Source organism: Thermocoleostomius sinensis A174, from assembly GCF_026802175.1.
GTDB classification, from domain to species: domain Bacteria; phylum Cyanobacteriota; class Cyanobacteriia; order Elainellales; family Elainellaceae; genus Thermocoleostomius; species Thermocoleostomius sinensis.
This window is the reverse complement of the sequence record NZ_CP113797.1, coordinates 4,536,199-4,561,264: the sequence shown is the minus strand read 5'-3', so window position 1 is coordinate 4,561,264 and position 25,066 is coordinate 4,536,199. Positions and strand designations below refer to the sequence as shown.

Sequence of the window (25,066 nt, the reverse complement as noted above, 5' to 3'; positions counted from 1 at the left end):
AACAAACAACAATCGATTGACACCGGTTCAATAGATTGAATATTGAATAAGGATTCCTGAACCGAAAACCGCACAGGTCAAAATTGTTGTCAGAGTTCGAGGCGCCGCATTCACCGGAACCCACTCTGCATCGAAAAACACGCCCGCACTTATGTCGGCATTGCGGCTCATCAGTGCCTTTGACTAGTTGTCCGTTTGAAATTCATTCTTTCCCAATTTCTCTCTTGCAGTGGCAAAGATGTCTAAAGCCGTGGGCGATCCAACAAACCGCCAATGCCAAGGTTCATAATCGACTCCTTGAGGATTTCCGGGCGGAAAAGATAGCTCAAAGCCATATTCGTGGGCATGAGTCGTCATCCAAGCGAAAGCAGCCGTATGCTCAAAATCCCGAAAATCGTTTAGCCCATCCGCTAAATCGATCGCATAACCTGTATGATGCTCACTGTATCCAGGAGGAGCCACCGCCTTAGCTGCCGCTGCTTCGGACCCCAGTGCGGCTGTTCGGGCTTGGAATAACAAATGTTGCGTCGATAAATCTCGAAAGCCAGACACGAGAAACAGAAAAATTCCTTCCTGCTGTGCGGCTGTCATCATGGTTTTCAGGGCTGCCACCGCCTCTTGATGTAGCGTTTCGCCTGCTCGAGTCATATAGGGCGGCTCGCTAGGGAATGGAACCAATTGATCGGCAGAGGGTTTGTCATAGGGCAAGTGCCCCAGATAGGCAAAATTGGCATTGTACGATCGAATTTCCAGTTGTGCCAGCCCAGCCATCGCTTTAGGCATGTCGATCGGGGTTGGAAGCCATGCCGTCGGCTCTAGCACTTGTACAATCTCGGATGTAGCTTGATGCAGCCGTTGAGCCGTATCTGGGCTGACTATCTGCAACAAGGCCGACTGCACTATGGCAGTGAGCACCCCCAGCCAAAACACGAGTCCAATGTGCCATACCTTCAACCGGGTTCTCGTTGTCCACGATCGCCGTTGCCCACCGTTAAAGTCACAAAATAGTGCTTGCCGAATCCCCCTGATCCCTAACCTAACCCAGTGTAGCCGCCTAGGAGTTTTAATCCAGACATTGATTTTCTTACGCGACGCGGGTTGAAAAGAATCAGGTTTCAGGGTCACTCGACGTTCACTCCTTTGTCAGATGGTTGAGATACAGGTTGCTCAGATAAAGATTGCTCAGACAGAGATTGCTTAGACACAGTGGCACAAGCCGCCCGACCAGATAAACTCTCTTGAGACGGAGCCAGATTCACACGGGGAAGCACCTCCGGCGGCGGCAACAGAGCGACAACATGGGGCACAGGGCGAGGCTCATAGCTCATTAAAGATTGCCCCTCGTAAGCCAGTGACGCACTGGCGCCAGAATCTAGCATTACGGCATCGCGTAGCCCCACTTGGCTGAGAGCGTTGCCTAGAGATACCGAATCCACATAATCGCCGGAAACACCTACTACAGGTTGACCTGCCTGATCAATGCCCCAAAAGGCTCGATCGCGAGCGGCATCAAAATCAAACAAGTTCTTAAAGGTATGAGGCGATCGCGGCTGCCCATTTTTCACTAGCCACGCGGCCGCCACAAACGCATCTGTTACTTCAGGCATTTCGGCCCGGATTCCCCTCAGCGTATTGTGTTTCGTTGGATCATAAGGAATAAACTCCACTCGGCTAGAACCAATGAGCACCAGCGGACGCCCCTGAATGCTGCGGTTCTCGGCTGCATTAGCCGGAACAAACTGTTGGGTGCTTTGGCTGTAAACAGGCCCAATCATATCGTTAGAATCTAAAAACTCCAACGAAAAAAATCCACCATCCACTGCCGCAATCGCCTTTGTTGTTTTCATAATCTCCCAAACTTGATAACGGCTATCAGCATGAACCGTGGTGGGTTGACCACCGGAAGCAAAAATCAGCGGTACCGCATCAACGGTCTGGCGATGCAGTTGAATGGCATTGTTAAAGTTAAAAGACTGTCCTACAGACAACAACGGTGGCCCACCATAGACCGAATCCAGAATCATCTCTAACTGAGATTGCCCAATGCGATCGACGCTCAGCAAGTCCGCTGACTGTCCGGCAAAGCGATTGTCCTCATCATTCATCGTCAGTGCCGAGTGATACCCAGATTGCTGAACCCAACGCGCCACCCGCTCATCATACTTACCCTCGGGATACACAAAATGATCGATCGGCTGCCCCAGTTCTGTTTCCAAGATGCGTTTCGATTCCACGATTTCGTGGCGTAATTCAGCATCAGACAGTTCACGCAGGTCGGGGGGATGGGTAATGCTGTGCGAGGCAATCGTCACTAGTGGATCAGCGACCATTTCCCGTAGTTGCTCCCACGTTAAGCTCGATCGCCCAAAACCGCGACCCACTTTCGATGGATAAATCGCAAACACTGCCGGATAGCCATACTGTTTCAGTAGCGGAAACACATGGGTATAGTGACCGGCATAACCATCGTCAAACGACAAAACGATCGGTTTAGCAGGCAATTGTCGTCCCGTAGACAGGTGTTCCACTAATTGATCGAGACCGATCGGTGTCAAACCAGCCGCTTGAATGAGTTGAAAATGAGCTTCCAATTCCTCCGGAGTGACATCGAAAAATACTTCTTTTGTGGGCAGAATATCGTGATACATGATCACAGGAACGCGGGACAGGCGCGCTTGTTCGTGAATCAACGGAAAAGGACGAGCGGAAAATAATGGTTCTAATCCCGGCAAGACAGACTCAACCAGTGTGCTAACGTTTGACGGATACACCACTCGACTAGACGGTGCTCCAGCCGTCAAGGATGCAGTTGCCAACTGACCAACTGGACAAGGCAACACCGGGCTAGAAACAGGTTGTTGCACCACGTTTGCCAAGACAGACTTGGGCGATAAAACAAACACTGGAAGCGCCGCGATCGTCATCGATAGGCCTACTGAATGCAGCAAGAAGGATCGGGAACAGCGGCACCGTAACCGTAGAAGACCGACCCAGTGGGGCAACTTCATAGGAATGAGTTAATTGCTAGTGGTAAAAAAAGATCTAACGCTGCTAGATGTAGCCGATTTTTGAGCAATTGTCAGGTCTTGTAGACGACACTGGATGCTAAAAGTGGGAAATAGTCCATCAGCAATAGGGAAACGGTTGGGTTAGCTCCCCCAGGGGATGCAAGTTGAATCAATTCTGAGTTAGGATTATTTACTCAGCAAATGTTTGCACAGAGACACGACAGCACACAGCAGGATTGTGTTAGCCTGCTTATTCTGCTTCGTTTAGCAAACAGCCATTGCTAGAAATTTCAGGTTGTATATTCCGACTTAAGCCTATGGCAAGCACACAGAAAGGGGCAGTTGCAAAAGTAGACCCACACACTCTGACGCTTGGTGAGTTTGCTCAGCAGGTCATTACGGACCAATTTAAGCGGGTTGTGAAGCGAAAAAAGGGAGTTTTAGCCGATAAGGAAACAGAACACTTGCACCAAATGCGGGTAGGAACGCGGCGGCTGCGAACGGCGCTACAGATATTTGAAAATGCTGTTTGCTTACCGAAGTCTGCAAATGCTAAACAACTGCGCGATTTGGCTAGAGTGCTCGGCGAAGTCCGCGATCTGGATGTGCAAACAGCCAGTCTTCAAGATGACTATCTTCCAGGTTTGAACCAACGAGAACAAAAGAAGCTGGAGCAAGTGTTGAAGGTGCTGATCAATCGCCGCAAAATTGCATTTGCTCGGATGAAAGCGGTACTAAATGGAGAGTTTGAGCGCATCCACAAGTCCTATGTAGACTGGATTGAAACCCCCAAATTTACCGATGTAGCGCAACTGCCGATCGGGTTAGTCTTGCCGGATGTGCTCAGCCCCTTGCTATCTGAGCTATGTTTACATCCTGGCTGGCTCATCCCGACCGACCAGATTTCTGAAGAAAATGCCGAGGTACTGCATGATCTCAGAAAACTCTGTAAGCATGTGCGCTACCAAACCGAATTTTTTGTGCCCTTCTATGGAGATGAGTTCTACAATTGGGTGCAAGACATTAAGCAAATTCAAGACAATTTGGGTACATTCCAAGATACTCAAATCCTGCAAGCACTACTAGCAGAGGAACTGGGGCGTAAATCCACACTGCCAGAGTTACAAGCAAAGATTCGGCAACAACAAGCAGAGGCCTTGGCAAATTGGGAAGACACGCGCCAAACCTATTTGGACGAGGGCTTCCGCTATCATTTGCACGAACTGCTCTTGCAGCCCACCAGTCGATCGACTCGAGTTCATCCAGAGTTACTGAAATCGAACGCCGCAGATTCCAACTAATTTTCTGAACTGCAATCAGTATTGCAACTAATTGAATTCGTGAAGGGGTTCTCAACAAAGACATCTGTACTTCACGTCAGGGATCGGTTTGCAACGACTGAGGTTGTAGAAATGCCACCATTTGTTCGAGACCACGTTGAATACGACGGGTTACGGTCATAGGACTGACGCCGATCCGCTCTGCAACTTCCTTACGGGACAAGTCGCTGAAGAACACAAACTCGATCGCGGCTCTAGTTTTGCTTTCCAGTTGATTGAGGGCGTGCTGTAGTTGCTGCCGATCTTCTTCTAAGCGCTGGAGATGTTGATAATGCACGTCTGGTAGAGTTTCACCAAGAGTAATGGTGGAATCAACCTGCTGGCAAACCGTGGCATCTAAGCTCAGCGGCAGTCGGTTTTTAGTGGCCATCTTAATTTCGCGCCATTCATGCACACAAACGCCCAAACGCGCAGCAATTTCATCGTCTTGAGGTGGACGGCCGGACTGTTTTGCCAGTTCGGCTCGAATTTTTTGCCCTTCTTTCTGCATATCTTGCCAACGCCGGGGAACTTTGATGGAACTGCCCCGATCTCGTAGAAAATGCAGCATTTCACCGCGAATGTAGGGGACGGCGAAGGAACTGAAGGCGCACCCTTGGGTGGGGTCAAATCGCTCGATGGCTCGAATCAGACCTAAATAACCAATCTGTTCTAGATCTTCGTATGGTTCGGCACATTGATAGCTGACACGATGGGCAATTTTACGGACTAAACCGGCGTTGAGCCGTACCAACTTGTTGCGCAGTGCAACAGACGGTGATTGTTGATAGGCGATTAACAATTCCAGACTGTGCGATCGAAGAGAAGATTGAGTAGCCGTCATCGAAGAATTACCTTGTATCCAGGGTTAGGCTCATTTTCTGTAGATCGAGGCGGCTGTAACCATCGTTTTTTTACGGGAATGGAAAGCAAGGGCTACGCAAGTATCAGCAGAAACACGGGAGTGCTACGTGGAAGAGGCTAATCGATGTCAACACTGGGAAAACTATCGATGGGACTAGAAGAACCCACAACGAATTAGCTGCTCGGAGGGTGGTGCCCCCAGTCTGTCGCTGAGTTCGTTATTCAGTCGTGGTTCACTTTGCCCATGACGCCTTCAACAACACCTACGCTAGACTTGAGCCATAGCGATCGGTGAACGATAGCCATTTGTAATGACCCTTAACAAAGGAAGCTTATGAGCAACACGAGTAATTTTCGAGAAGCGATTCGGCAAGCACAAGGGCAAGCGTTAGTTGGACCTAACGTAATTGCCAATGCGTTACCGTTTTTGGGCGGCGGACTCGTTCTGACTGCTCTAGGTACTTATGCTGGAGTACGGATCATCGACGCAAATCCAGCCTTGTTTATGCCCACCTTCATTGGGGCGTTAATCCTTCAGCTAGTCCTATTCTTTGTCGCTCGCGGTATCGCTGAAAAAGGCAACAACAGCGTAGCGCTGCCGTTGTTAGCAACCTATAGTCTGTTGTCTGGATATACGCTCAGTGGAATTGTTTACGTAGCTCTAGACACGTCGGGGGTGGGGCTACAGGGCATTGGTGTCGCAGCCCTCGGCTGTGGCATTGCCTTTATCCTAGGTCGGCAAATTGGTTCAAATCTGTCCGACAAGGATGGCATGGCGCTGGCGCAAACCGTGCGCTTGGGTATCATAGCGCTACTGGTGGTTTTGGTGGCGCAATTACTCTTTGCGCTATTTGGGGTGTTCACTCCCACGTTTCTAGAAATTGCTATTTCGGGCATGGGCACATTGCTGTTTGCCGGAGCCGCTGTGGTTGATTTTTATGTGCTGCCACGGGTTTATCGAGATGACCAGTATCTTCCAGCCGCGTTGTCGATGTATTTGACTTACATCAATTTGTTTGTGTTTATCTTGCGGTTGCTGATTGCCTTCAACCGCGATTAGCCTTTGGTCGAGCAACTAGTTAATTCACCAGACTGTTTAGCATGTCTGATATGGTGAAAGGGCGATCGAGTGGTCGCCCTATTTTTTGTCCCACAACCAGCTTATTTCTTCATCAATCCGGATTAGGCTATAGACCAGTAGATAAATTAGAACGAGGAATGCGATCGGCAGTCACTTCCTCAAGCGCTTCACAACAGCAGGTTACGATGCAGTTTATGCTTAATGCTCTGTGACTGGGAGGTAACCTCCCGTCGTTCTTTTGCATCCAAAATGCGAAATGATCATCCGTATGGCTGTAGTCATTTCTAGAAAAATTTACTAGCCGATCGCAAACCTTGTGGCCATGCAACAGTTAACTCTTGAATGGGCAGCCGCGGATCAGCATCTTTCGCAAACCGTCTCATTGCAACAATCGACTAAAAACCCCGGAACGATTCGAGTGGGACGCGATGCGACGATGTGTGATGTGGTCATCAAGCATCCTGATCCCACCATTGAAAAAACCGTCTCTGGGTTACACATTGAAATCTTCTTCAACCCAGAGCACCATCAATTCTATTTGCGTAATTTAACGCGCGATCGTCAGCCACCTAAACGTCCGAATCCCGTGGTTGTAGATGGACAAAAAGTGGTGATGGAAGAGGTTCCACTCCACGTAGGCAGCCAAATTCGGTTGGGTCGAATGGCGCTACAGGTGAAATCTATTGATACACAACCAGTCCCGGTTGAACCACCTGCCGTGCCTATCTATCAACGAGTATGCGGCAATCCCAGAACTCCGCACTATCACCCGCTGACCTATGACAAATTAAACTGCGACATTTGTGGCTACGTCATGCAAGGAGCAACACTCGTTTATCCGGTAGCTGAGGTGTGAGGCTACGAGGCTACATGGTAAATAAAAGCATCGAATTGTAACGCTTCAAGTGTCAATTATTTGACAAACTCGAGCGATCAGTGATAGCCAGTTTTCAAGAGCGCAGTTTTTAGAATACATAGTTGGTTAAACGGTTGGTTAAACCACGGAGGCTAGTGCGGAGACAATGAGCAACTAGTTAGCTACTTCCTTGCCTAAGGCAGGAATTGTGTAGGATTCACCTCCGTATTCATTTTTCAAGCATCTGCATCACCAATGGCTGCATAGTTTGATGGAAGCGATCGTTCGAGCAAGTAGGCAAACAGAGGTATCCCTAGGTTTCAATCGGGTTTACTGATTGCATCCACTAACAGCCAATAGAACCAGCATTGATTAGTTTTTTCTGGTTCATTCGTACTTGATAACAGGAGATTTGGGTTTATGCAACTGCAACTGACTTGGGATGATCCAGTTACCGAAGAACCCCAGCAGCGAGTTTCTCCGTTGCCGATCGCCTTTGGGCGTGAATTGGCACAACTGCCGCGCATTCTCGATGATCAACCCGTGCATCACATCGTTTTGTTAGATACAAATCATGAGATTTCGCGATATCACGCATTGATCTTTGAAGTAGCGGGTCAAGCCATTTTGGAAGATCGCAGCACCAACGGGACGGTTCTCAATAATGAACGAATTGTGGGAGAACGACGCCCCTTACACCCGGGAGATACGATTCGGATTGGCACGTATCACATCACAGTCCAAATGCTGGAAGCCGAAGACCCCAATGCAACCCGGTTGAGTTCCTCATCGACGATCGTTTTCAGTCCTCAAACAGACATTGTTTCAGCCGATGAACTCGAAGATGCAATACGCTCAACGGGTGCGCCCGCAGAACCACCAGTTAGCGCCAACCTCAGTTCCTCGACGTTAATTTTTGATCCAGAAACCGATCAACTGGAGTCCCAGCCCGTTCGCCCCACCCGTCCCCCTGGTATTACACGCCGCCCATTTCCGCCAGCGGATGTGTTTGCAGCAGAGCATGTGTCGATCAATGCCCTTCATGCAACAGGCTATCCAGTCGAAGAAATTGATTATGCGGCGATCGGTGGCGGCATGGGTTCATTTGTTTGGGTAGATATGATTCGCATTTGCGGAGTGCGATCTGATCAAATTCGAGTCTTAACGTTGCGTCCCGAAAAGCCCTATGCTCGCTATGAAGCGCTGCTGCGCAATTGCCAAATTCCTCGCTATAAGCGCATTCGATCGGGTTCGGATTCCTGTCCTGATAACGTCTGGGGTTGGCCAGGCTATGCGCTGCGGGAGGCATGGCGAGAAGTGTTTTCAGCACGGTTTCCGTCGGCTCTTTCCCATCTGTGGCAAGTATTTGCTGAACCAGCGTTTGCCGATACCTATACGCCGATCGCCGACAATGTTTTTACCTCGATGGATCGCGAAGCCGAGCGAATTGGCTGGGATCGAGTCGTGCAATATGGCAGCGTTCGCAGCATTCGCAAAACCGAAGATGGACGCTATGTGATTGCCTATTCTGCGACCAAACCGCCCATTGCCGGCTCACCTCAATTGCTATCGTCTGATTACCGATTTTTGATTGCCAAGTACATTCATCTTTCTACGGGGTATCCTGCTATTAAACTCTTGAATGATTTACAAGAATATCGGCAGCGAACGGGAGATGTAAAAACCGTAGTACATGGTTATGAACCCCATGATCATGTATACGAACATCTAGAGAAATTTGGTGGAACTGTGGTTGTACGCGGTTTTGGTATTGTTGGTTCACAGGTAATGGATCGGCTTTATAAGGCGCGTAAAGAGAATCCGCGTATTTCGGTCATTCATCTCAGCCGCACGCCAAAATCTGGTAATCGGTTTGGCTTTGCCAAGCGGTTTGTGGAAAATCACTGGGAATTTCAACCCTTTAACTGGCCCAAAGGAACCTGGGGCGGAGACATGCGGGCTAAGCTGGAATCAGCCGATCCATTGCGGCGACGAGAGTTACTGGAAGCTTGGGGTGGCACGACCACCGCTAGCCGAGGAAATTGGCGCAAAACCGTCAAAGAAGGCTTAAAAGAAGGGTGGTACACCATCAAGTTTGGTCAGGTTGACAAAGTAGACCAAAACGAGAAAGGGCAACCTGTTACCTATATTAAGAGTCGCGGCTATGAAGGGGTCGAACGCATCGAAGCTGATTTTGTGATTGACTGTACCGGGTTGGTGTCAGACCCACGCGAGAATCCCCTACTGCGCGATCTCATCGATCACTACAACCTAGACCTGAATCCACAGATGCGCTTGCACGTTGAGAATGATTTTGAAATCAAGAAAATGCGCAACAATCGTGGACGCATGTATGCAGCAGGAGTGATCACATTGGGCGGGCCGTATGCTCCTGTCGATACCTTCTTGGGATTGCAATATGCTGCCCATCGATCGGCCGAGTCCCTCGCTGCTGCCAGAGCACCTAAAATTCGCTACTTAGAAGGCATTGGTTCTCTGTGGCAGTGGTGTAAATGGGCGTTGAATGTATCGCCATAGAGGGGTTAGTAATTGGTAATTGATAATTAATAATTGCTGATTGTTGATTGTTGATCGATCGATTCAAGAAGTAGCATCGTCTGCTCTCACTTCCGTTTTTATTATTAATTCTCGTTCCATTACCCATCATTGCTTACCCATTACCGACTTCCCGTTAAAACCTATTCACCAAAACCTTACACCTATGACCCCTACACTGTTTGGCCGTTGGCAAACTCGCATCTTTCTTCTAGCTACAATTGGACTGATTACAACTTGGAAATTTGCATCAGGATTATTGGGTACAGAACCTGGCACATCCTACTATTGGGTGCTGTTTTATGTGGCTCTGTTCGGGCTGCTTTGGGACATTCTCTATAACTTCTTGCAGAAGTTTATGTGGGATCACGACTGGCCAGGGGCATTTCAGTTGCTAGCGGGCATTGCTGAGGGCGTGTTGCTGGCAATTTTGGTCCGATTGAACGTGCTACCATTCATTGATGGCAGCCACTTTAACCTAGGAACCTTTGTTCTACACTATGGTGCTGTATGGATCTCTACTTATTTGGCTTCTTGGGTAATTATGCGGTTACTGTTTCCTCGCTGGCGGTTTCGCGGCGGTGAATGGATTGGTAAATGGCGCAGGGTTTACTGATTACTTGGTTTTTTGTTGTTGATACAGGTCTTTGAAGCGGTTCTGTTGTTGTTTGTGATCAACAATCGGCACAGGATAGTTGCAGCGATCGCGTTCCTCCTGAGAAATTTTCCCAGTCACCAATTGTTCTGTATCCAGACTCCGCAATTCCGGAACCCATTCGCGAATATATTCACCTTCTGGATCAAACTTTTGGGCCTGACTAGCAGGATTAAAAATTCGCAGAGGTTTTGGGTCCATGCCACTAGAAGCGCTCCATTGCCAACCACCGTTGTTAGCGGATAAATCCCAATCAATTAGCCGTTGTGCAAAATACTTTTCACCTAAACGGTAATCAGTGATCAAATCTTTGGTGAGAAAACTGGCAACAATCATCCGACAGCGGTTGTGCATCCAGCCAATCTGATTCATCTGACGCATGGCAGCATCAACGATCGGATACCCAGTTTGACCGTCACACCACGCTTGAAAGTGTTCTGGGTTGTTGATAAAGGGAAAATCCTTCATTGGATCGCGGTACGCCCCCTCCGCCAGTTCTGGGAAGCAGTACATAGCATGTTGATAAAATTCGCGCCAACATAATTCTTGTTGCCAGGTATGAATGTTATCGCGAGCTTCATCACTACGACACTCGGACAGGGCCATTTCTGTTGCTGCCCATACACTGCGGATGCCAATCGTACCAAATTTGAGCGCCGCGCTCAGTTGTGACGTACCACGCACCGACGGAAAGTTCCGCCGTTCTCGATATTCGTCGATGGATTGGTCACAAAATTCTTCTAGGCGATCGTGAGCCGCTTGTGTTCCAGGTAAGAGGGGCAACTCATTATCCCACCCAAACCCCAAGTCCTTCGCCGAAGGTAATGGAATGCAGCCTGTCTGTTTGGCTTGGTCTTGTTCAGCCTCCGTCAAACCCTCGGCACTCTCTAAATTGGGTGCAGGAGCCGATTTCCCCCGACTGCGCCAATTGCGCCAAAAGGGAGTGAATACCGTATAAGGTGCACCCGTCCCCGTTAATATTTCTCTAGGAGCGTGAAGTAATTGATCCCAAAAGGCTTGCACTTCAATGCCTGCCTGTTTCAGAGCATCTGCCACCGTGCGATCGCGGTCTCTGGCATAGGGTTCTACATCCTTGTTCCAAAAAACCGCTTGTGCTTGTAACGTCTGTGCCAACGCTGGAATTTGTTGGGCTGGCGATCCTTGCAACACCAAAAGCTGGCTGCCTACCTGAGCATAGTTTTCTGCAAGCGCTTGGAGGCTGCCCATCATATAAGTCACTCGAACCGCTGCCACATCATCCCCTTTTAAGATGCCAGGATCGAGGCAAAACACGCCCACTACCCTAGTGCTGTGTTGTCTAGCCGCGGCTAGCCCTACATTGTCACAGATGCGCAAATCGCGACGGTGCCAAAACAAAATTAGATCAGCCATGCCATTTTTCGCTCAACGTCCGTTCATTCGGCCTACTCGCTGCCATTGTAGAAGATTGCCGACCACGAGAGCGGGTGATAGGATGGATCAAACCAAATACTGTATTGTCAGCCTAATTCAGCAGGAACTAACTGAGAGCCATCCATGAACCTGCTGAAGCGGAGGAACCAACATTCGGGGCAAATCTTTTAAAGGATGAAGGACAAAGGATAAATCAAATCTTTTAGCCTTGAGCCTTAGTACTTTAACCTTTCCAAGAAGGACACCTCTCAGTCCTCGCCCGTCAGCTAACTCCGTAGGCATCGAGAGGGACTGAAGAGACAGCATTTTCACAATCAAATGCGGTGCGCTCGTCAGCTTCCCAACCAAAGGATATGAGCGAAAGGACAACACGGGTCTTGCGGCCTGTACAACGCACAGGATGACTTGATCGCTCTGATTGCTCTATCCAATTCAACGCTGTGGTGCGGTTGTATCTTGACTCCGCCGATGCAATCGCTTTCATGCCGAGGGGTGTTGTTCTGTCGATTGTTTGTACTGCTCAAACCATTGTGGAGAAAGACTGTGGAAAATTGGCAAGCGATTGTGGCAACAGCCACCTTTATTGGAGTGATTGGTTTGGTGATGACCGAATGGGTTCACCTGATGATTGCCGCCTTTCTGGGTGCGTTGTTGCTAGTGTTTGCCAACGTGATTACTCTAGGAGAGGCGATTGGCTATATCAGCAGTAGTTATGCTACCTTGGCACTATTTTTTGGAGTCATGGTGCTGGTACGCTCGTTTGAACCTACTAAAATTTTTGATTATTTGGGAACCCAAATGGTGATGCTGGCTAAGGGCAGCGGTAAACGCCTGCTGTTAGCGATCGTAGCTATTACAACTCCGATTTGCGCCGTTTTACCCAATGCCACCACAGTAATGTTATTGGCTCCACTGTTGCCGCCCATTGCTCAAGAAATTGGCGTAGATTTTGTGCCATTGCTAATTTTGATGGTGTTTGTGGCGAATAGCGCTGGACTTTTGACATTGGTGGGCGATCCAGCCACCTTCATTGTAGGGGATGCCGTAAATGTCACCTTTCTCGATTACCTGGGGCGTCTAAGCCTAGGCGGGGTTGTAGCGATCGTGACGATCGTGTTGTTGCTGCCAGCCTTATTTTCCCCTATTTGGAACACACAACTTGCTGATCTAGAGCATTTGCCGCGTCCCAAAATTAATCATCCAGGGGTGTTGGCAGCCGGTGGCGTGCTGATGTTTTTTGTGCTTTTGTTCTTTGCTATTGGTGAGACACTGCCAGTTCCTCTTTCCCCGGCCGCTGTCGCGTTGATGGGAGCCGGCATTGCGCTGCTGTTGGCCCATCACAGCAAAATCGATACGGTCAACAATATTTTGCGCGATGTAGACTGGAGTACGTTGATCTTCTTCATGAGTGTGTTTGTGTTAATTGGAGCACTCGGTAAAACAGGTGTGATTAGCAGCTTGTCTGGTCTATTGACGATCGTGTTGGGTCAAAATATTGCCTTAGGCTCGATCGCGCTGCTGTTTTTTGTCGGGTTATTGTCTAGCGTTATTCCCAATATTCCGCTGGTGGTGGCAATGGTTCCATTACTGAAAGAATACATTGTCAATGTGGGCCTAGCTGGTAACGAAATTCTGCAAGCTGACTATCAAGGAGCTTTTCCACCCGAGGTAATGCCGCTGTTCTATGCCATGATGTTTGGGGCAACTCTGGGCGGTAACGGCACATTAGTTGGGGCATCGTCTAATATTGTAGCGGCAGGAATTTCTGAATTGCACGGTCGGCGCATCCCCTTCAAAACCTTCTTACACTATGGGATTCCCGTTATGATCATGCAACTGATGGCCGCCGCAATCTACGTGTTGGCACGTTTTTTGGTATAAAGTACGGCAAATCTTCTCAATCGCTCCCTTCATTCTACTGTTACGCAAATCGATAGTTAGATCGAAGCAGATGCTTGCTTGACACAATCACTCGAGCATATCCTCTCCCATTCGGTTTCTGATAGCGGTCGAGCTTCAAGCCGAATGTCAAAGCAGGTACAAGCCGCATCTAGTAGCGCTTGGATCACCTGGTGATGCAGATTTTGCTTCAAGTGATTGGGCAGAGCGATCGGCTGTATCTCTACGCCAAACACCTGACGAAACAGAGTCGGATCGGGCATAAGCTGCATGGAGCCATGCTGCAAAATGACGGTATCTCGTCGTAGTTGGGCACTGCCAATTAACTTAATCCCGTCTGTTGTCACCAAATCCGCGCTGGTGGCTGTGTCAAAGCAATTGGGGTTGTGAATATAGCCGCGCCCCGCCTCTCCGTAATGCAGGTCTATGCCAATCGCTCGCCAGCCCTGAATCAAAAATTGGCAAATCTGCCGATAGGCTTGCAGGCGCGTCCCCGGAATGCCAGACGTGATCACAGCATAGGTAAGCTCGCCTTGATGCAACACTGCCCGTCCGCCACTGGGCCGCCGCACCAACTCGATCGGCTGTCCTTGCCAGCTTAGGTTTCGCCAAGCATCAGGATAGCGCCGCTGATGATGACCTAAAGAAAGGGCGATCGGCTTCCAGGTGTAAAACCGCAGAGTAGGCGGATGGTTGCCTTGGCGATGTTGTTCCAACAACCATACATCCACAGCCATTTGCACAGCACCAGAAGCCGCGATCGGGGGAATGTAGCGCCAGATTGAATAATTCATGAGAGTACCTCCATAAATCCCTCAACGTTGGAGGACTTCGAGAGCTTCGGTTCCTAGGGTTAGGGAGGTAGTTTGAGGCATAGTCGAAACATTGTGAAGCCTCTCCTAAAACAAGAAATACCGCTGTGCCATTGGCAACACCGTTGCCGGTTCACAAGTCAACAGTTCGCCATCTGCCCGCACCTCATAGGTTTCAGGATTCACCTCAATTTGTGGCAGCAAATCATTTAGTTTCATGTCTTTTTTGGTAATTTTGCGAATTCCCCCCACCGCCACTACTTTTTTTTGCAACTTCAGCTTGTCAGCAATCCCTGCTTTTAGAGCCGATTTTGAAACAAAGGTGAGCGAGGTGCTGTGCATGGCTCCGCTGTAGCTGCCGAACATCGGGCGCATATGGACAGGTTGTGGGGTGGGGATGCTGGCATTGGCATCGCCCATCTGGGCCCAGGCAATGAGTCCACCTTTAATTACCAGTTCCGGCTTAACGCCAAAGAAGGCGGGTTTCCAGAGGCAGAGATCCGCCAGTTTACCGACTTCGATCGACCCCACATGGTCAGCAATACCGTGTGTAATCGCCGGGTTGATTGTATATTTAGCGATGTAGCGTTTTGCCCGTAGATTATCATGGCGATCGCTATCGTCCGGCAACGCGCCGCGCTGGTCTTTCATTTTATGAGCCGTTTGCCAGGTGCGCAGAATCACTTCTCCCACCCGACCCATAGCCTGTGAATCTGACGAAATCATGCTGAAGGCTCCTAAGTCGTGCAAGATATCTTCAGCGGCGATCGTTTCTCGACGAATGCGCGATTCAGCAAAGGCCACATCTTCGGGAATACCGCGATCGAGGTGGTGACAGACCATCAGCATATCCAAATGTTCTTCCAGAGTATTCACCGTGTAGGGACGAGTAGGATTAGTCGATGAGGGCAAGACATTTAGTTCACCACAAACTTTGATGATGTCAGGTGCGTGACCACCTCCGGCTCCTTCGGTGTGGTAAGTGTGAATACAGCGATGTTTGAAAGCCGCGATCGTATCTTCCACAAACCCCGATTCATTGAGGGTATCGGTGTGAATTGCCACTTGAATATCATATGCATCCGCCACACTGAGGCAGGTATCGATCGCTGCTGGAGTTGTACCCCAATCTTCGTGCAACTTGAGTCCAATGACCCCCGCTTCTACCTGTTCTTCTAGTCCCACCGCCTGCGCACTGTTGCCTTTACCCAGAAAACCAATGTTGACCGGAAACGCATCGGCTGCTTGCAGCATGCGATGAATATTCCACGCACCTGGTGTACAAGTTGTGGCGTTAGTTCCGGTGGCGGGACCTGTACCACCGCCAATCATAGTAGTAACCCCCGACGCAATCGCCGTTTCAATTTGCTGGGGACAAATCATGTGAATATGCGCATCAATGCCACCTGCGGTGAGGATCATGCCTTCACCCGCGATCGCCTCTGTGGCGGGGCCAATCACGATCGTCACATTGTCCTGAATATACGGATTGCCCGCCTTACCAATGCCACAAATCTTGCCGTTTTTGATCCCCACATCGGCTTTGACCACCCCCCACCAATCCAGGATCAGCGCATTGGTAATCACCACATCCACCGCTCCACCTTCACGGGAAATGGGCGACTGCCCCATGCCATCTCGGATCACCTTGCCACCACCAAATTTCACCTCGTCACCATAAGTGGTGTAGTCTTGCTCCACCTCAATGATCAAATTTGTGTCGGCTAACCGCACCCGATCGCCCACGGTGGGGCCAAAGGTTTCGGCATAGGCTCGGCGATCCATCCTATAACTCATAGCACTCCCTCAATCACACATCATCCCTAGGGTATCGCTTCTATGGCAGGGCAATCCGCGATCGCCCGCTCCAGGTGCTCAATTCTTGCACATACCCATGATCTAATCAGCAGAGCGTACCACAGAGAGTAGCTAAGACATCCGAATTCACTGAAAAGTTTAGGATGGTCGGCTATGGGCTAACCAGACGTTTTAAGATTCGTGATCATGGATAACCAGAGCATCAATATAATCCATCGAGTTGGGCATTGCCATCTTCTATCTCAAAGCGAACGCATTTTTCATCTCGGACTTGGTAGGGCAGATCAATAAAACCCACGGTTTTCAATAATGGGGAGAGCAGATCGGGTAAGGGCAATTCGCGATTCGCCCTTACGAGTGGTTCGTTTGTCTAGGCGAAATACCCAATTTTGCATGAGCCTGGGTGAGATTTGTAATTGCTTTGGTGATCCCAACGGTAATCATTAGAGTTTTAGTCGGAGATGGTTTCCACACTAACACTGTTTTGTGGAGACAGAGGGGCAATACAGCAAAAGCGATCGCCTAATTATTCTTGCGTGATAGGAATATGCTGCGGTTGTGCTTGCACCCGATCGATCCAGGCGCGAATGCCCGGAAAGTTTTCTAAGCTAAATCCGCCTTCGTCCGCCACATGAGTATAGGCATAGAGAGCAATATCAGCAAGAGTATAGCGATCGGCCACTAGAAATGGGTGATTAACTAACCGTTGTTCCATCACGCCTAATGCAGCATAGCCAGGAGCTTGTTTTTGCAGTAATTCCTTGCGGTACTGATTGGCCATATTGTGCTGAAGCCAAAACCGCGAGGTGGCAATGTACGGCTCGTGGCTATATTGCTCAAAACACATCCACTGCATGACACGCGCATACTCGAGACGATCGATAGGCAAAAAGTTTGTGCCCTGACCGAGATAAACCAAAATGGCATTCGATTCAGACAGATACACGCCCGGTTCCAGTTCCAAAACGGGAATACGACCGTTGGGATTTTTCTCTAAAAATTCCGGAGTGCGAGATTCGCCCTGCAAAATATCAATCTCGATCCGCTCAAAGGCAATCCCCAATTGCGCCAACAGCAACCGCACCTTGTAACCATTTCCCGATGGCAGAAAGTCGTAAAGTTTGTACATCGCTCGGTGTTTGCACTAGAAACCGTTTGATCATGCCACAGTCGATCAAGCTGTCAATGCAATGAATTCATGTCACTGTTGAACAAAATGAATCGTCACGAGAATTACAGATTATCGATCGGCAAAGCAAACGATTTCACTAAAATCCAAAACAAAAATCATCCAGCGTCAGATGTCCATTGAAGGTGTGAAACATGACACGGTGAATATTAGGGATCGCGATACTTAGCTGCACATTAGGAGAACGTCCTGCATCAGCATGGGCTAAATTAGCACCCGGCGTTTCCACTTGGGCAATGGGTTTATGATGCTTATCAAAAGCGGTAAGGATTGTGCGCCGTGAGCTAGTAACAAAGCTGCTGACAAATTGTACCGGACGCAGAAATGTAGCTGCAATCCAGCCGTCTTGGGGCGCTCCCATGATTACCATGACACCGGAATATGCCGGATAAGCAGGATTAGACGGACGCAGTGCGATCGCATTGTCAAACATTACTTCCCACTGTTGAAATTGATGATTCACTACTTCAAAGCAGCGCAAATCTTCCCAATCTAAGCGTACACAAGTGCATCGATTAGTGGATAACTCTCCTGCGCTTAAGTTTAGAGTTTGCAAAGGACACGATGGTTCAGCAAACTCGATCGGATGTTGTTTGGATATGTCCTCATGTATTGGGGCTTTTAGTATCTCTACCATAAATGAATGCACTCTACCTTGATAGTTTAATGGAGTGCTATGGAGTTCATAGCACAGGGAATTCACTCAAACGAATTAGAACAAGCACCTAGTGCTTTACTAGTAAAGCATCTTGGTTACTTCGTTTGTAAGAATACTGACTGTTCGGGTGATATGCAAATTTAAACTAGGCGAGTAATAATTGATTGACTACTTCGATGCAGCGGTGTACCTGTCCCCTTTGCGCCCTCACCCTCAATCTCTTGCCCTATGGACGAGGAACTTCGATCTGCCCCCCCTGCTCCCCGCTTGAGAGAAGAGTTTGGGGGATGAGGGAGGGCGAATGCTGCGCCGAGATTTGCAAGCCGCAGGTCGATTTTTATTGGCAAGTCGGAGGGGTGAGTGATTAAGCCAACCATCACATAGACGGAATCACAATACCATCTATTGCATTCCAGGTCAGCCGTTGGTCTTCGGTTTCATTGATGCCATCATTACTCAGTTGCATCACTGTGAGTAGTCCGATCGTCGTTTCTAGTTGAACTTCTATCAGTTGCCCTACATAGGTGACGCGGACAGGCTTTCCGACAACTTGGTTATCAGCGACTTGGTTATCAGCAGTCTGATTCCCCAGTTTGAAACGCTCTGGACGAATCATTACCGTGACCGTCTCTCCCACGATGGGGCGATCGTTGGGAGCCATTGCTCGAATCACCATGCCCTGCATGTCCACATGAACCACCTCTGAGGAATTATCCACAACCTTTCCCGTTAAAAAATTAGCTTTACCGATAAACTGCGCCACAAACGGCGAGGCCGGATAATTGTAAATCTGCTTGGGCGTGCCAATTTGCTCTACGCGGCCATTGTGCATCACCGCAATCCGATCGCTCAGCGCCAAGGCTTCTTCTTGATCATGCGTCACATAGATGAACGTAAGATCAATTTGTTTTTGCAACTGGCGCAATTCTTGCCGCACCTCATCACGAATTTTGGCATCTAGCGCCGAGAGTGGTTCATCCAATAGCAGCACCTTGGGACGATTGATCAACGCCCGCGCTAGCGCCACCCGTTGTTGTTGTCCTCCCGAAAGTTGAGCCGGACGCCGATCGCCCAAATTTTCAATACGAAACATGCGCAATGCTTCTGCTACCCGTGCCCCAATTTCCTCACGCGGAACCTTAGCCAAAGTCAACGAATAGGCAATATTTTGAAACACGCTCATGTGTGGAAACAGCGCATAGTTTTGGAACACCGTATGCACATTGCGGCGATAGGGTGGCAAGGTCGTCACTTCATCTCCACTAATATGAACCCGACCGTATTCAGGAATTTCAAACCCGCCAATTAACCGCAGTGTCGTCGTTTTTCCAGAGCCACTTGATCCCAGCAGCGAATAGAACTCTCCAGGCTGCACATCGATCGTCACATCCCGCACAGCATAGACATCACCATTGGTTGAGGGATAAATTTTGCTGACCTGATCCAAATACACAATGCTCGTTTCTTTCATCCCCCTATTCCTCGTCTTTACGTGCACAATCACCTTGATCTGTATCTAGAGTGTTCTCATTCCTCATCCTTCAGCCGTTCTGTTTGTCCATTGACTTAAACCGACGATCGCGCCACTGGCAATTAGCACCAACGCGGCAACAGCAGCAATTTCAGGGGTGATGTCGGTGCGTAACCGCCCCCAGATTTCCATTGGTAACGTATTGTCCCGACCAGTGAGGAAAATTGTTACGACCACTTCATCAAACGACAACGTAAACGCCAACAGGGCCCCCGACACCACAGCGCTACGGATGTAAGGAAAAATTACATCTCGAAACACTTGGCTAGGGGTTGCACCCAAATCATAGGCAGCTTCTTCCAAGCTGCGGGGAAATTGAGCGAGGCGAGTCAGAATCGGACCTAAAGCAACCGGGATACCAAACACAGCATGACCCAAAATCACCGTTGCTAGAGATAACTCCAATCCTAAATCAGAAAAGTAGGCCAGCATCGCCACGCCTGTTACAACTCCGGGCAACAAAATTGGTAAATTCAAGGCAATGCGAAAGGCATTTTTACCAAAAAATTGATAGCGATAGATGGCAAAGGCTGCCAATAGCCCAAACAGCGTGGCAACAATGGTGGCACTGCTGGCTACTTTCAAGGAATTGATCAAGGCTTGCTGAATCGATCGATCGCGAAGCGTCAGGCTGTACCAATCCAGTGTTATGCCTTTGAAGGGTAACGACAAAATAGCAGACTGGTTGAAACTCATCAGCACTAGTACGGCGATCGGCAGATATAAAAAGGCATACACTGCCACTGACCAACCAATCAATAGCCAAGGCTTTGAAGAGGTTGAAGGGTTTGTCTGTACAACATTACTCACACGGTGAATAACTCCTATCGATTGGTCGATCGGTCTACTTCTGATCCTGCGGGATGACGGGTCACTTGGTGCAGTGTCATTTGCGTAGGATAGGCGGTTGCAAGCGAACGTCAAACCCTATCAACTTGGGCAAACGCGACTAACTTCTATCTTTAGCAGGATAGAGGAAGCTTTTGAATGGTCTACGCTCTAAAACAATAAATTTCTGCATTTAATCCTCCATTTAGAGGTATTTATGACGTTTAATCTATCTATCCTTTCCAAAGCTTTTCTCGTTTCAGCGGGTATTTTAAGCGCTAGTTTGGTCTCAATTGGCACCGCACCAACGTCGGCAATAGCACAAGCCACCGGCGAGCCACTGCCAGAAGAGGTAGACCCTGCTCCTGAAGAAACAATGCCTGCTCCTGAAGAGGTAACACCTGGAATCTCCCCCGATGCCGCTCCAGCGCCCGCCCCAGTACCAACGGGAACGTCTGTAGAACCGCCCCCTGAGCCTGGTTCCTTTGCCTGTGAGAACAATCCTAACCCGGTTTGCGAAAATCCAAAACGGAATGTGTCTGAAAGCTGGGCGAGTGAGAACAATCCTGGTCCCGAGTACAGCGAACCACCGAGATTGAGAGTTCCCCTAGAACCGGGTAGTTGGGCATGTGCGAATAATCAAAACGTTGCAAGCTGTGAAAATCCCATTCGCTATACAGTGACAGACCCAGAAACTTGGCCAGAGCGGTTTCCGCCCGCAGGACAACGCACGTTTGGGGGCAGTTAACCCTATAGGGCTTTGAAGTTATCGCTATCTCGATCCCACTCTCAGGTAACATGAAGAACGATCGTCTGTTGCGCAGAGGTTATGACTCAATCAACGATCGGGGTAGCGGTAATGGGGACTGGCTTTGGTCAAAAAATCCACATCCCCGGATTACAGCTTCATCACAAAACAGAGGTTGTGGCAGTTTACCATCGCGATTTAGACAAAGCCCGATCGATTGCCGCAACGCATCAGATTCCCCATGCCTGTCAGTCGTTGGCAGAGGTACTGGCGTTGCCAGAGGTACAGGCTGTCAGCATCAGCACGCCGCCGTTTTTGCACTACGAACAAGCCAAAGCAGCCCTGCAAGCGGGTAAGCACCTACTGCTAGAAAAACCAACCGCGCTCAATGTAGAGGAAGCTATTGAATTGTATCACCTCGCTCAAACTCAGAAAGTAAGCACGGCGCTGGATTTTGAGTTTCGCTTTGTTCCCGCTTGGCAGCGATTAGCAGACCTGTTAGCCGAAGGTTATGTCGGTCAAAAACGACTGGTTAAGATTGATTGGCTAGTGTCTAGTCGTGCTGATGCCACTCGTTCCTGGAACTGGTATGCCCGCAAGGATCAGGGTGGTGGCGCTCTAGGCGCGATCGGCTCTCATTTATTTGACTACATTCCTTGGCTGTTTGCCCCCATCAAGCGGCTGTGCGGACGTCTTAGTACTACAATTTCGTCTCGTCCCGATCCTCTGACAGGTGAATTTAAGCCTGTTGATGCCGATGATACCTGTACGCTATTGATGGAACTAGACGAGGGGACGCCCTGCCAAGCCGCCCTCAGTGCTGTCACCTATCAAGGACGCGGACATTGGGTAGAGGTGTACGGCGATCGGGGCACGCTGATTTTAGGTAGCGATAACCAAAAAGATTACGTGCATGGCTTTCGGTTATGGGGCAGTCAACAGGGTAACCCACTGACAGAGCTAGAAATTCCAGCACGCCTGCAATTTCCCCAAACCTATACGGATGGTCGCCTAGCACCATTCATTCGTGTGGTCGATCGCTGGGTAGAGAGCATTGAGCAGGGCCAAGCATCTGCACCTTCTTTGCGAGAGGGAGTCTATTCGCAACTATTGATGGATTTGACCCATCAATCACATGAAACCGCAGCGTGGGTGGATGTACCTGCTCTGGATACTTTACTCGGTTGAAAGCTCAGTTACCCCGATATGGAACTGCTAGTCTGAAGGACTTGCGCCGCTGTAATCGCTGCTAGATCTGGAAACGGCGGAGACCGAATGCAATTGCCTCCACGGTTGACTAACCTGTCATTATTCCCTCATCACCTTGATATTCACCCGAAAAGATCACCCATTAGTGAGAAAAACCTCACTCTTTGTGATGAAGTTTGGTGCACCCCCTCTGCATAAAAATCAAAAAGTAGGAAACGAAGAGCGAGCTTCAGTTCAACAGTCTCACAAGTTACAGTTCCGCTACCCAGATCCCTTTATCCTTGCACTGGGCTGCTTGGGAGCGATTAAACACTTGCAGAAACGCAGCGGATTGAAGAAGCTTATTGGTTCTCGAAATTGATCGATATCCAGTTATATCAAGTCTCGATCAAAAACTGAGATTAAAACCAGTGTTTCTACAGTGCAGCCTGTTGCTGAACTAATATCAGTTATTCAGTTTTTAAGTAGTTGATGATAGCAATGAAACGACGCAATTTTTTGTTTACGAGTGCTCTATCTGCCGTTTTAGCGGTAACTGTAGCCGCTTGTGGCAATTCCGGTAGTCCAACGGCTGGAGAAGGCGGCAGAAGGTTGGTGATGGCCACCTCGGCAGACTATCCTCCCTACGAGTTTGTGGATTCTGCTAGCGGCAGTCAAGAGATCATTGGGTTTGATGTTGACATCGCTGAATATATTACCAATGAACTTGGCTATGAGTTGGAAATTCAAAACATTGACTTCAACGGCTTAATTCCAGCCCTGCAAGCCAACCGTGCCGACTTTGTGATGGCGGGCATGACCCCTACCGAAGAGCGTAAGCAAAACGTAGATTTCTCAGATATCTACTACGAGGCAAAAAACACAATCGTTTCTAGACAGGGCAGCGATCTCACCACAACCGAGAGTTTGAATGGTAAAACCGTTGGGGTGCAGCTTGGTTCGATTCAAGAGGGAGCTGCAAAAGAAATTCAAGGCGCGAATGTCAAATCCCTAAACCGCATCAGCGAAATGATTCAGGAGTTGAAGGCGGGTCGGGTAGATGCGTTAATTATTGAAGACACCGTTGCCAGCGGCTTTGTCGCCAATAACCCTGATCTACAATTTACTGAAATTCCCACCGCAGGTGAAGCGGGTTCGGCGATCGCTTTTCCTAAAGGCTCTGAACTACGAGATGAGTTCAATACCGTTCTCCGAGAAATGCAGCAAAACGGCACAATGGAGGAACTAGTCAACAAGTGGTTTGGCGAGAATTCTCCAGCGGCTGGGCAAGAAGCTGCTAGTTAGGTGGATCAAATTTGTGGATCAAATTTTTAGACATTCGTTTCTTTACACGTCTTTGATCTGCGCTAATTCCAGGCTTCTCGATCGATCGCGGTACAGAAGCCTGGCTTTTCTTAGTTATTGTTGCATTTAGCAGTTGAGACACCACGGTTAATGTATTACGAATGCGCTAATAGAGCAACCATAAAAAACTGGCACTGAGAGAATGGTATAAAAACTTCAAACACTGTAAAATAACTAGCCTTAAATAAAATTTGACAAGCTCAACCATTTAACCATTGAGGAACCCATCAGGCATGACGTTGGACGTTCTAGGAGAGTCTCTCAGCACTTCTTACTTATTCGCGCAAACAGGCTTCTTATCCGGTTTTAACCAGATACGACCCAACATTCCTTTCATCTTAGGCGGTATTTTTACAACACTTTCGTTCACAATTGTTTCTGCAATCTTTGGCTTTACTTGGGGAACGATTTTATCTGTTTTCAAAATTTCTAAGAGGGTGTTTGAAAAGATTTGAGGTGTCAAATTTATGCCAACCGCCTCACCATAATCCGAATCATGGCAAGGTAGATCAAGGTTTCTGATGTCTCTGGTAATAATTCATAGTCTCTGACCAACCGTCTGCATCCCATTAGCCAACCAAAAGTTCGTTCTACCACCCACCTCTTTTTGAGCAAGCTAAAGCCTTTGGTTTGCTCAGGTCGCAGTACAACTTGCACAATCCAACGACAAACATCCATCACCCACATCAGAAAAGGGGCGCCATCGAACCCGCCGTCTACCCAAATGGTGATTAAGCGTGAAACCTTTTTCTTCATCCGTTTGACTCGTTTGAGGACACGTTTGCCCCCTTCGCGTTCCCCCAGGTTTGCCGCACTCACAAACACCCGCAAAACCAGTCCTAACGTATCCACCGTTAAAAATCGTTTGCGTCCTGTAATCAGCTTGCCTCCATCAAAGCCAACTTGTTGATGAACTCCTGCTGCACTCTTGATGCTTTGGCTATCGATGATCGCTTCTGATGGACTAGGATAGCGTTGCGCATCGATGCGAACCCACTGGTGCAACTGGTCATGAATGGAAATCCAGGTGCCGTCCAATCGCCAGTTGCGGAAGTACGTGTACACCGTCTGCCAGGCTGGGAAATCACCAGGTAAAGAACGCCAACGACAGCCTTCAACCAGAACATAGAGCATGGCATTGAGCACCTCCCACAGGTCAACGCTGCGAGGACGACCACCTGGCTTTGCTGCTGGAATTAATTCACTCAAAACCTCATATTGGGCGCGGGTTAGGTTACTGGGATATGCTTTACTCATCTGACTCACTCAGGGCTGTAG

At 48.9% G+C, this 25,066-nt stretch carries 21 protein-coding genes and 1 riboswitch; of the genes, 10 read left to right on the top strand and 11 right to left on the bottom strand.

The window, feature by feature from the left end:
• Window positions 1–183: 183 nt before the first annotated feature.
• Together OXH18_RS19685 and OXH18_RS19680 are read right to left on the bottom strand one after the other, a co-directional pair.
• Window positions 184–1,125, bottom strand: coding sequence for a M15 family metallopeptidase (locus OXH18_RS19685; RefSeq protein ID WP_268609168.1), 942 nt, complete (start codon window positions 1,123–1,125; stop codon window positions 184–186).
• Window positions 1,122–2,924, bottom strand: a complete 1,803-nt coding sequence (locus tag OXH18_RS19680) for a polysaccharide deacetylase family protein (protein ID WP_268609167.1) — start codon at window positions 2,922–2,924, stop codon at window positions 1,122–1,124. Before OXH18_RS19680 ends, OXH18_RS19685 begins: the two co-directional genes overlap by 4 nt.
• Before the next feature lie 401 nt (window positions 2,925–3,325).
• Between OXH18_RS19680 and OXH18_RS19675 the strand changes: the two genes are divergently transcribed.
• Complete coding sequence (locus OXH18_RS19675; protein WP_268609166.1) at window positions 3,326–4,309, top strand: CHAD domain-containing protein; 984 nt, start codon at window positions 3,326–3,328, stop codon at window positions 4,307–4,309.
• 76 nt (window positions 4,310–4,385) lie between these two features.
• On the opposite strand, the gene OXH18_RS19670 is transcribed toward OXH18_RS19675, so the two are convergent.
• On the bottom strand, window positions 4,386–5,171 hold the full coding sequence (locus OXH18_RS19670; protein WP_268609165.1) for an RNA polymerase sigma factor SigF: 786 nt from the start codon (window positions 5,169–5,171) through the stop codon (window positions 4,386–4,388).
• 354 nt (window positions 5,172–5,525) lie between these two features.
• On the opposite strand from OXH18_RS19670, the gene OXH18_RS19665 reads away from it, so the two are divergent.
• From OXH18_RS19665 to OXH18_RS19645, 5 genes are all read left to right on the top strand, one after another.
• Window positions 5,526–6,251 carry a Bax inhibitor-1/YccA family protein gene (locus tag OXH18_RS19665; RefSeq protein WP_268609164.1) on the top strand — a complete coding sequence of 242 codons (726 nt, stop codon included), beginning with the start codon at window positions 5,526–5,528 and terminating at the stop codon, window positions 6,249–6,251.
• 41 nt (window positions 6,252–6,292) lie between these two features.
• Entirely contained in the window at window positions 6,293–6,484 is a 192-nt protein-coding gene (locus OXH18_RS19660; RefSeq protein ID WP_268609163.1) for a hypothetical protein, read from the top strand.
• A gap of 110 nt (window positions 6,485–6,594) precedes the next feature.
• Entirely contained in the window at window positions 6,595–7,128 is a 534-nt protein-coding gene (locus OXH18_RS19655) for an FHA domain-containing protein (RefSeq protein WP_268609162.1), read from the top strand.
• A 420-nt stretch (window positions 7,129–7,548) separates the two neighbouring features.
• Complete coding sequence (locus tag OXH18_RS19650) at window positions 7,549–9,666, top strand: FHA domain-containing protein (RefSeq protein ID WP_268609161.1); 2,118 nt, start codon at window positions 7,549–7,551, stop codon at window positions 9,664–9,666.
• A gap of 184 nt (window positions 9,667–9,850) precedes the next feature.
• Window positions 9,851–10,300, top strand: coding sequence for a hypothetical protein (locus OXH18_RS19645; RefSeq protein ID WP_268609160.1), 450 nt, complete (start codon window positions 9,851–9,853; stop codon window positions 10,298–10,300).
• On the opposite strand, the gene OXH18_RS19640 is transcribed toward OXH18_RS19645, so the two are convergent.
• Window positions 10,301–11,731, bottom strand: coding sequence for a cryptochrome/photolyase family protein (locus OXH18_RS19640; RefSeq protein WP_268609159.1), 1,431 nt, complete (start codon window positions 11,729–11,731; stop codon window positions 10,301–10,303).
• 141 nt (window positions 11,732–11,872) lie between these two features.
• Window positions 11,873–12,047: riboswitch (cyclic di-AMP (ydaO/yuaA leader) on the top strand.
• A 248-nt stretch (window positions 12,048–12,295) separates the two neighbouring features.
• Between OXH18_RS19640 and OXH18_RS19635 the strand changes: the two genes are divergently transcribed.
• A complete protein-coding gene (locus tag OXH18_RS19635; protein ID WP_268609158.1) occupies window positions 12,296–13,633 on the top strand; it encodes an ArsB/NhaD family transporter in 1,338 nt (445 codons plus the stop codon).
• 56 nt (window positions 13,634–13,689) lie between these two features.
• Here OXH18_RS19635 and OXH18_RS19630 read toward each other — a convergent pair whose 3' ends face one another.
• The 6 genes from OXH18_RS19630 to OXH18_RS19605 all read right to left on the bottom strand — a co-directional run bounded on the left by OXH18_RS19630 (window position 13,690) and on the right by OXH18_RS19605 (window position 20,469).
• Window positions 13,690–14,445: a lipoate--protein ligase family protein gene (locus tag OXH18_RS19630; RefSeq protein WP_268609157.1), complete on the bottom strand. Its 756-nt coding sequence runs from the start codon at window positions 14,443–14,445 to the stop codon at window positions 13,690–13,692.
• Between the two features lie 105 nt (window positions 14,446–14,550).
• Window positions 14,551–16,260, bottom strand: coding sequence for an urease subunit alpha (gene ureC / locus OXH18_RS19625; protein ID WP_268609156.1), 1,710 nt, complete (start codon window positions 16,258–16,260; stop codon window positions 14,551–14,553).
• Between the two features lie 547 nt (window positions 16,261–16,807).
• Window positions 16,808–17,410 (bottom strand): glutathione S-transferase family protein, encoded by a 603-nt coding sequence (locus OXH18_RS19620; protein WP_268609155.1) that lies wholly within the window; start codon window positions 17,408–17,410, stop codon window positions 16,808–16,810.
• Between the two features lie 139 nt (window positions 17,411–17,549).
• On the bottom strand, window positions 17,550–17,933 hold the full coding sequence (locus OXH18_RS19615) for a hypothetical protein (protein WP_268609154.1): 384 nt from the start codon (window positions 17,931–17,933) through the stop codon (window positions 17,550–17,552).
• A gap of 571 nt (window positions 17,934–18,504) precedes the next feature.
• Entirely contained in the window at window positions 18,505–19,599 is a 1,095-nt protein-coding gene (locus OXH18_RS19610; RefSeq protein WP_268609153.1) for an ABC transporter ATP-binding protein, read from the bottom strand.
• A gap of 63 nt (window positions 19,600–19,662) precedes the next feature.
• Entirely contained in the window at window positions 19,663–20,469 is an 807-nt protein-coding gene (locus OXH18_RS19605; RefSeq protein WP_268609152.1) for an ABC transporter permease, read from the bottom strand.
• A gap of 235 nt (window positions 20,470–20,704) precedes the next feature.
• On the opposite strand from OXH18_RS19605, the gene OXH18_RS19600 reads away from it, so the two are divergent.
• The 3 genes from OXH18_RS19600 (at window position 20,705) to OXH18_RS19590 (ending at window position 23,728) form a co-directional block, all read left to right on the top strand.
• Entirely contained in the window at window positions 20,705–21,235 is a 531-nt protein-coding gene (locus OXH18_RS19600) for a hypothetical protein (RefSeq protein ID WP_268609151.1), read from the top strand.
• Window positions 21,236–21,316: 81 nt separating this feature from the next.
• Window positions 21,317–22,423 carry a Gfo/Idh/MocA family protein gene (locus OXH18_RS19595; RefSeq protein ID WP_268609150.1) on the top strand — a complete coding sequence of 369 codons (1,107 nt, stop codon included), beginning with the start codon at window positions 21,317–21,319 and terminating at the stop codon, window positions 22,421–22,423.
• 501 nt (window positions 22,424–22,924) lie between these two features.
• Window positions 22,925–23,728 carry a transporter substrate-binding domain-containing protein gene (locus OXH18_RS19590; protein WP_268609149.1) on the top strand — a complete coding sequence of 268 codons (804 nt, stop codon included), beginning with the start codon at window positions 22,925–22,927 and terminating at the stop codon, window positions 23,726–23,728.
• A 525-nt stretch (window positions 23,729–24,253) separates the two neighbouring features.
• Here OXH18_RS19590 and OXH18_RS19585 read toward each other — a convergent pair.
• The gene (locus OXH18_RS19585; RefSeq protein WP_268607476.1) at window positions 24,254–25,045 is read right to left on the bottom strand and encodes an IS5 family transposase; all 792 of its coding nucleotides are present in this window, start codon (window positions 25,043–25,045) and stop codon (window positions 24,254–24,256) included.
• Window positions 25,046–25,066 lie beyond the last annotated feature (21 nt).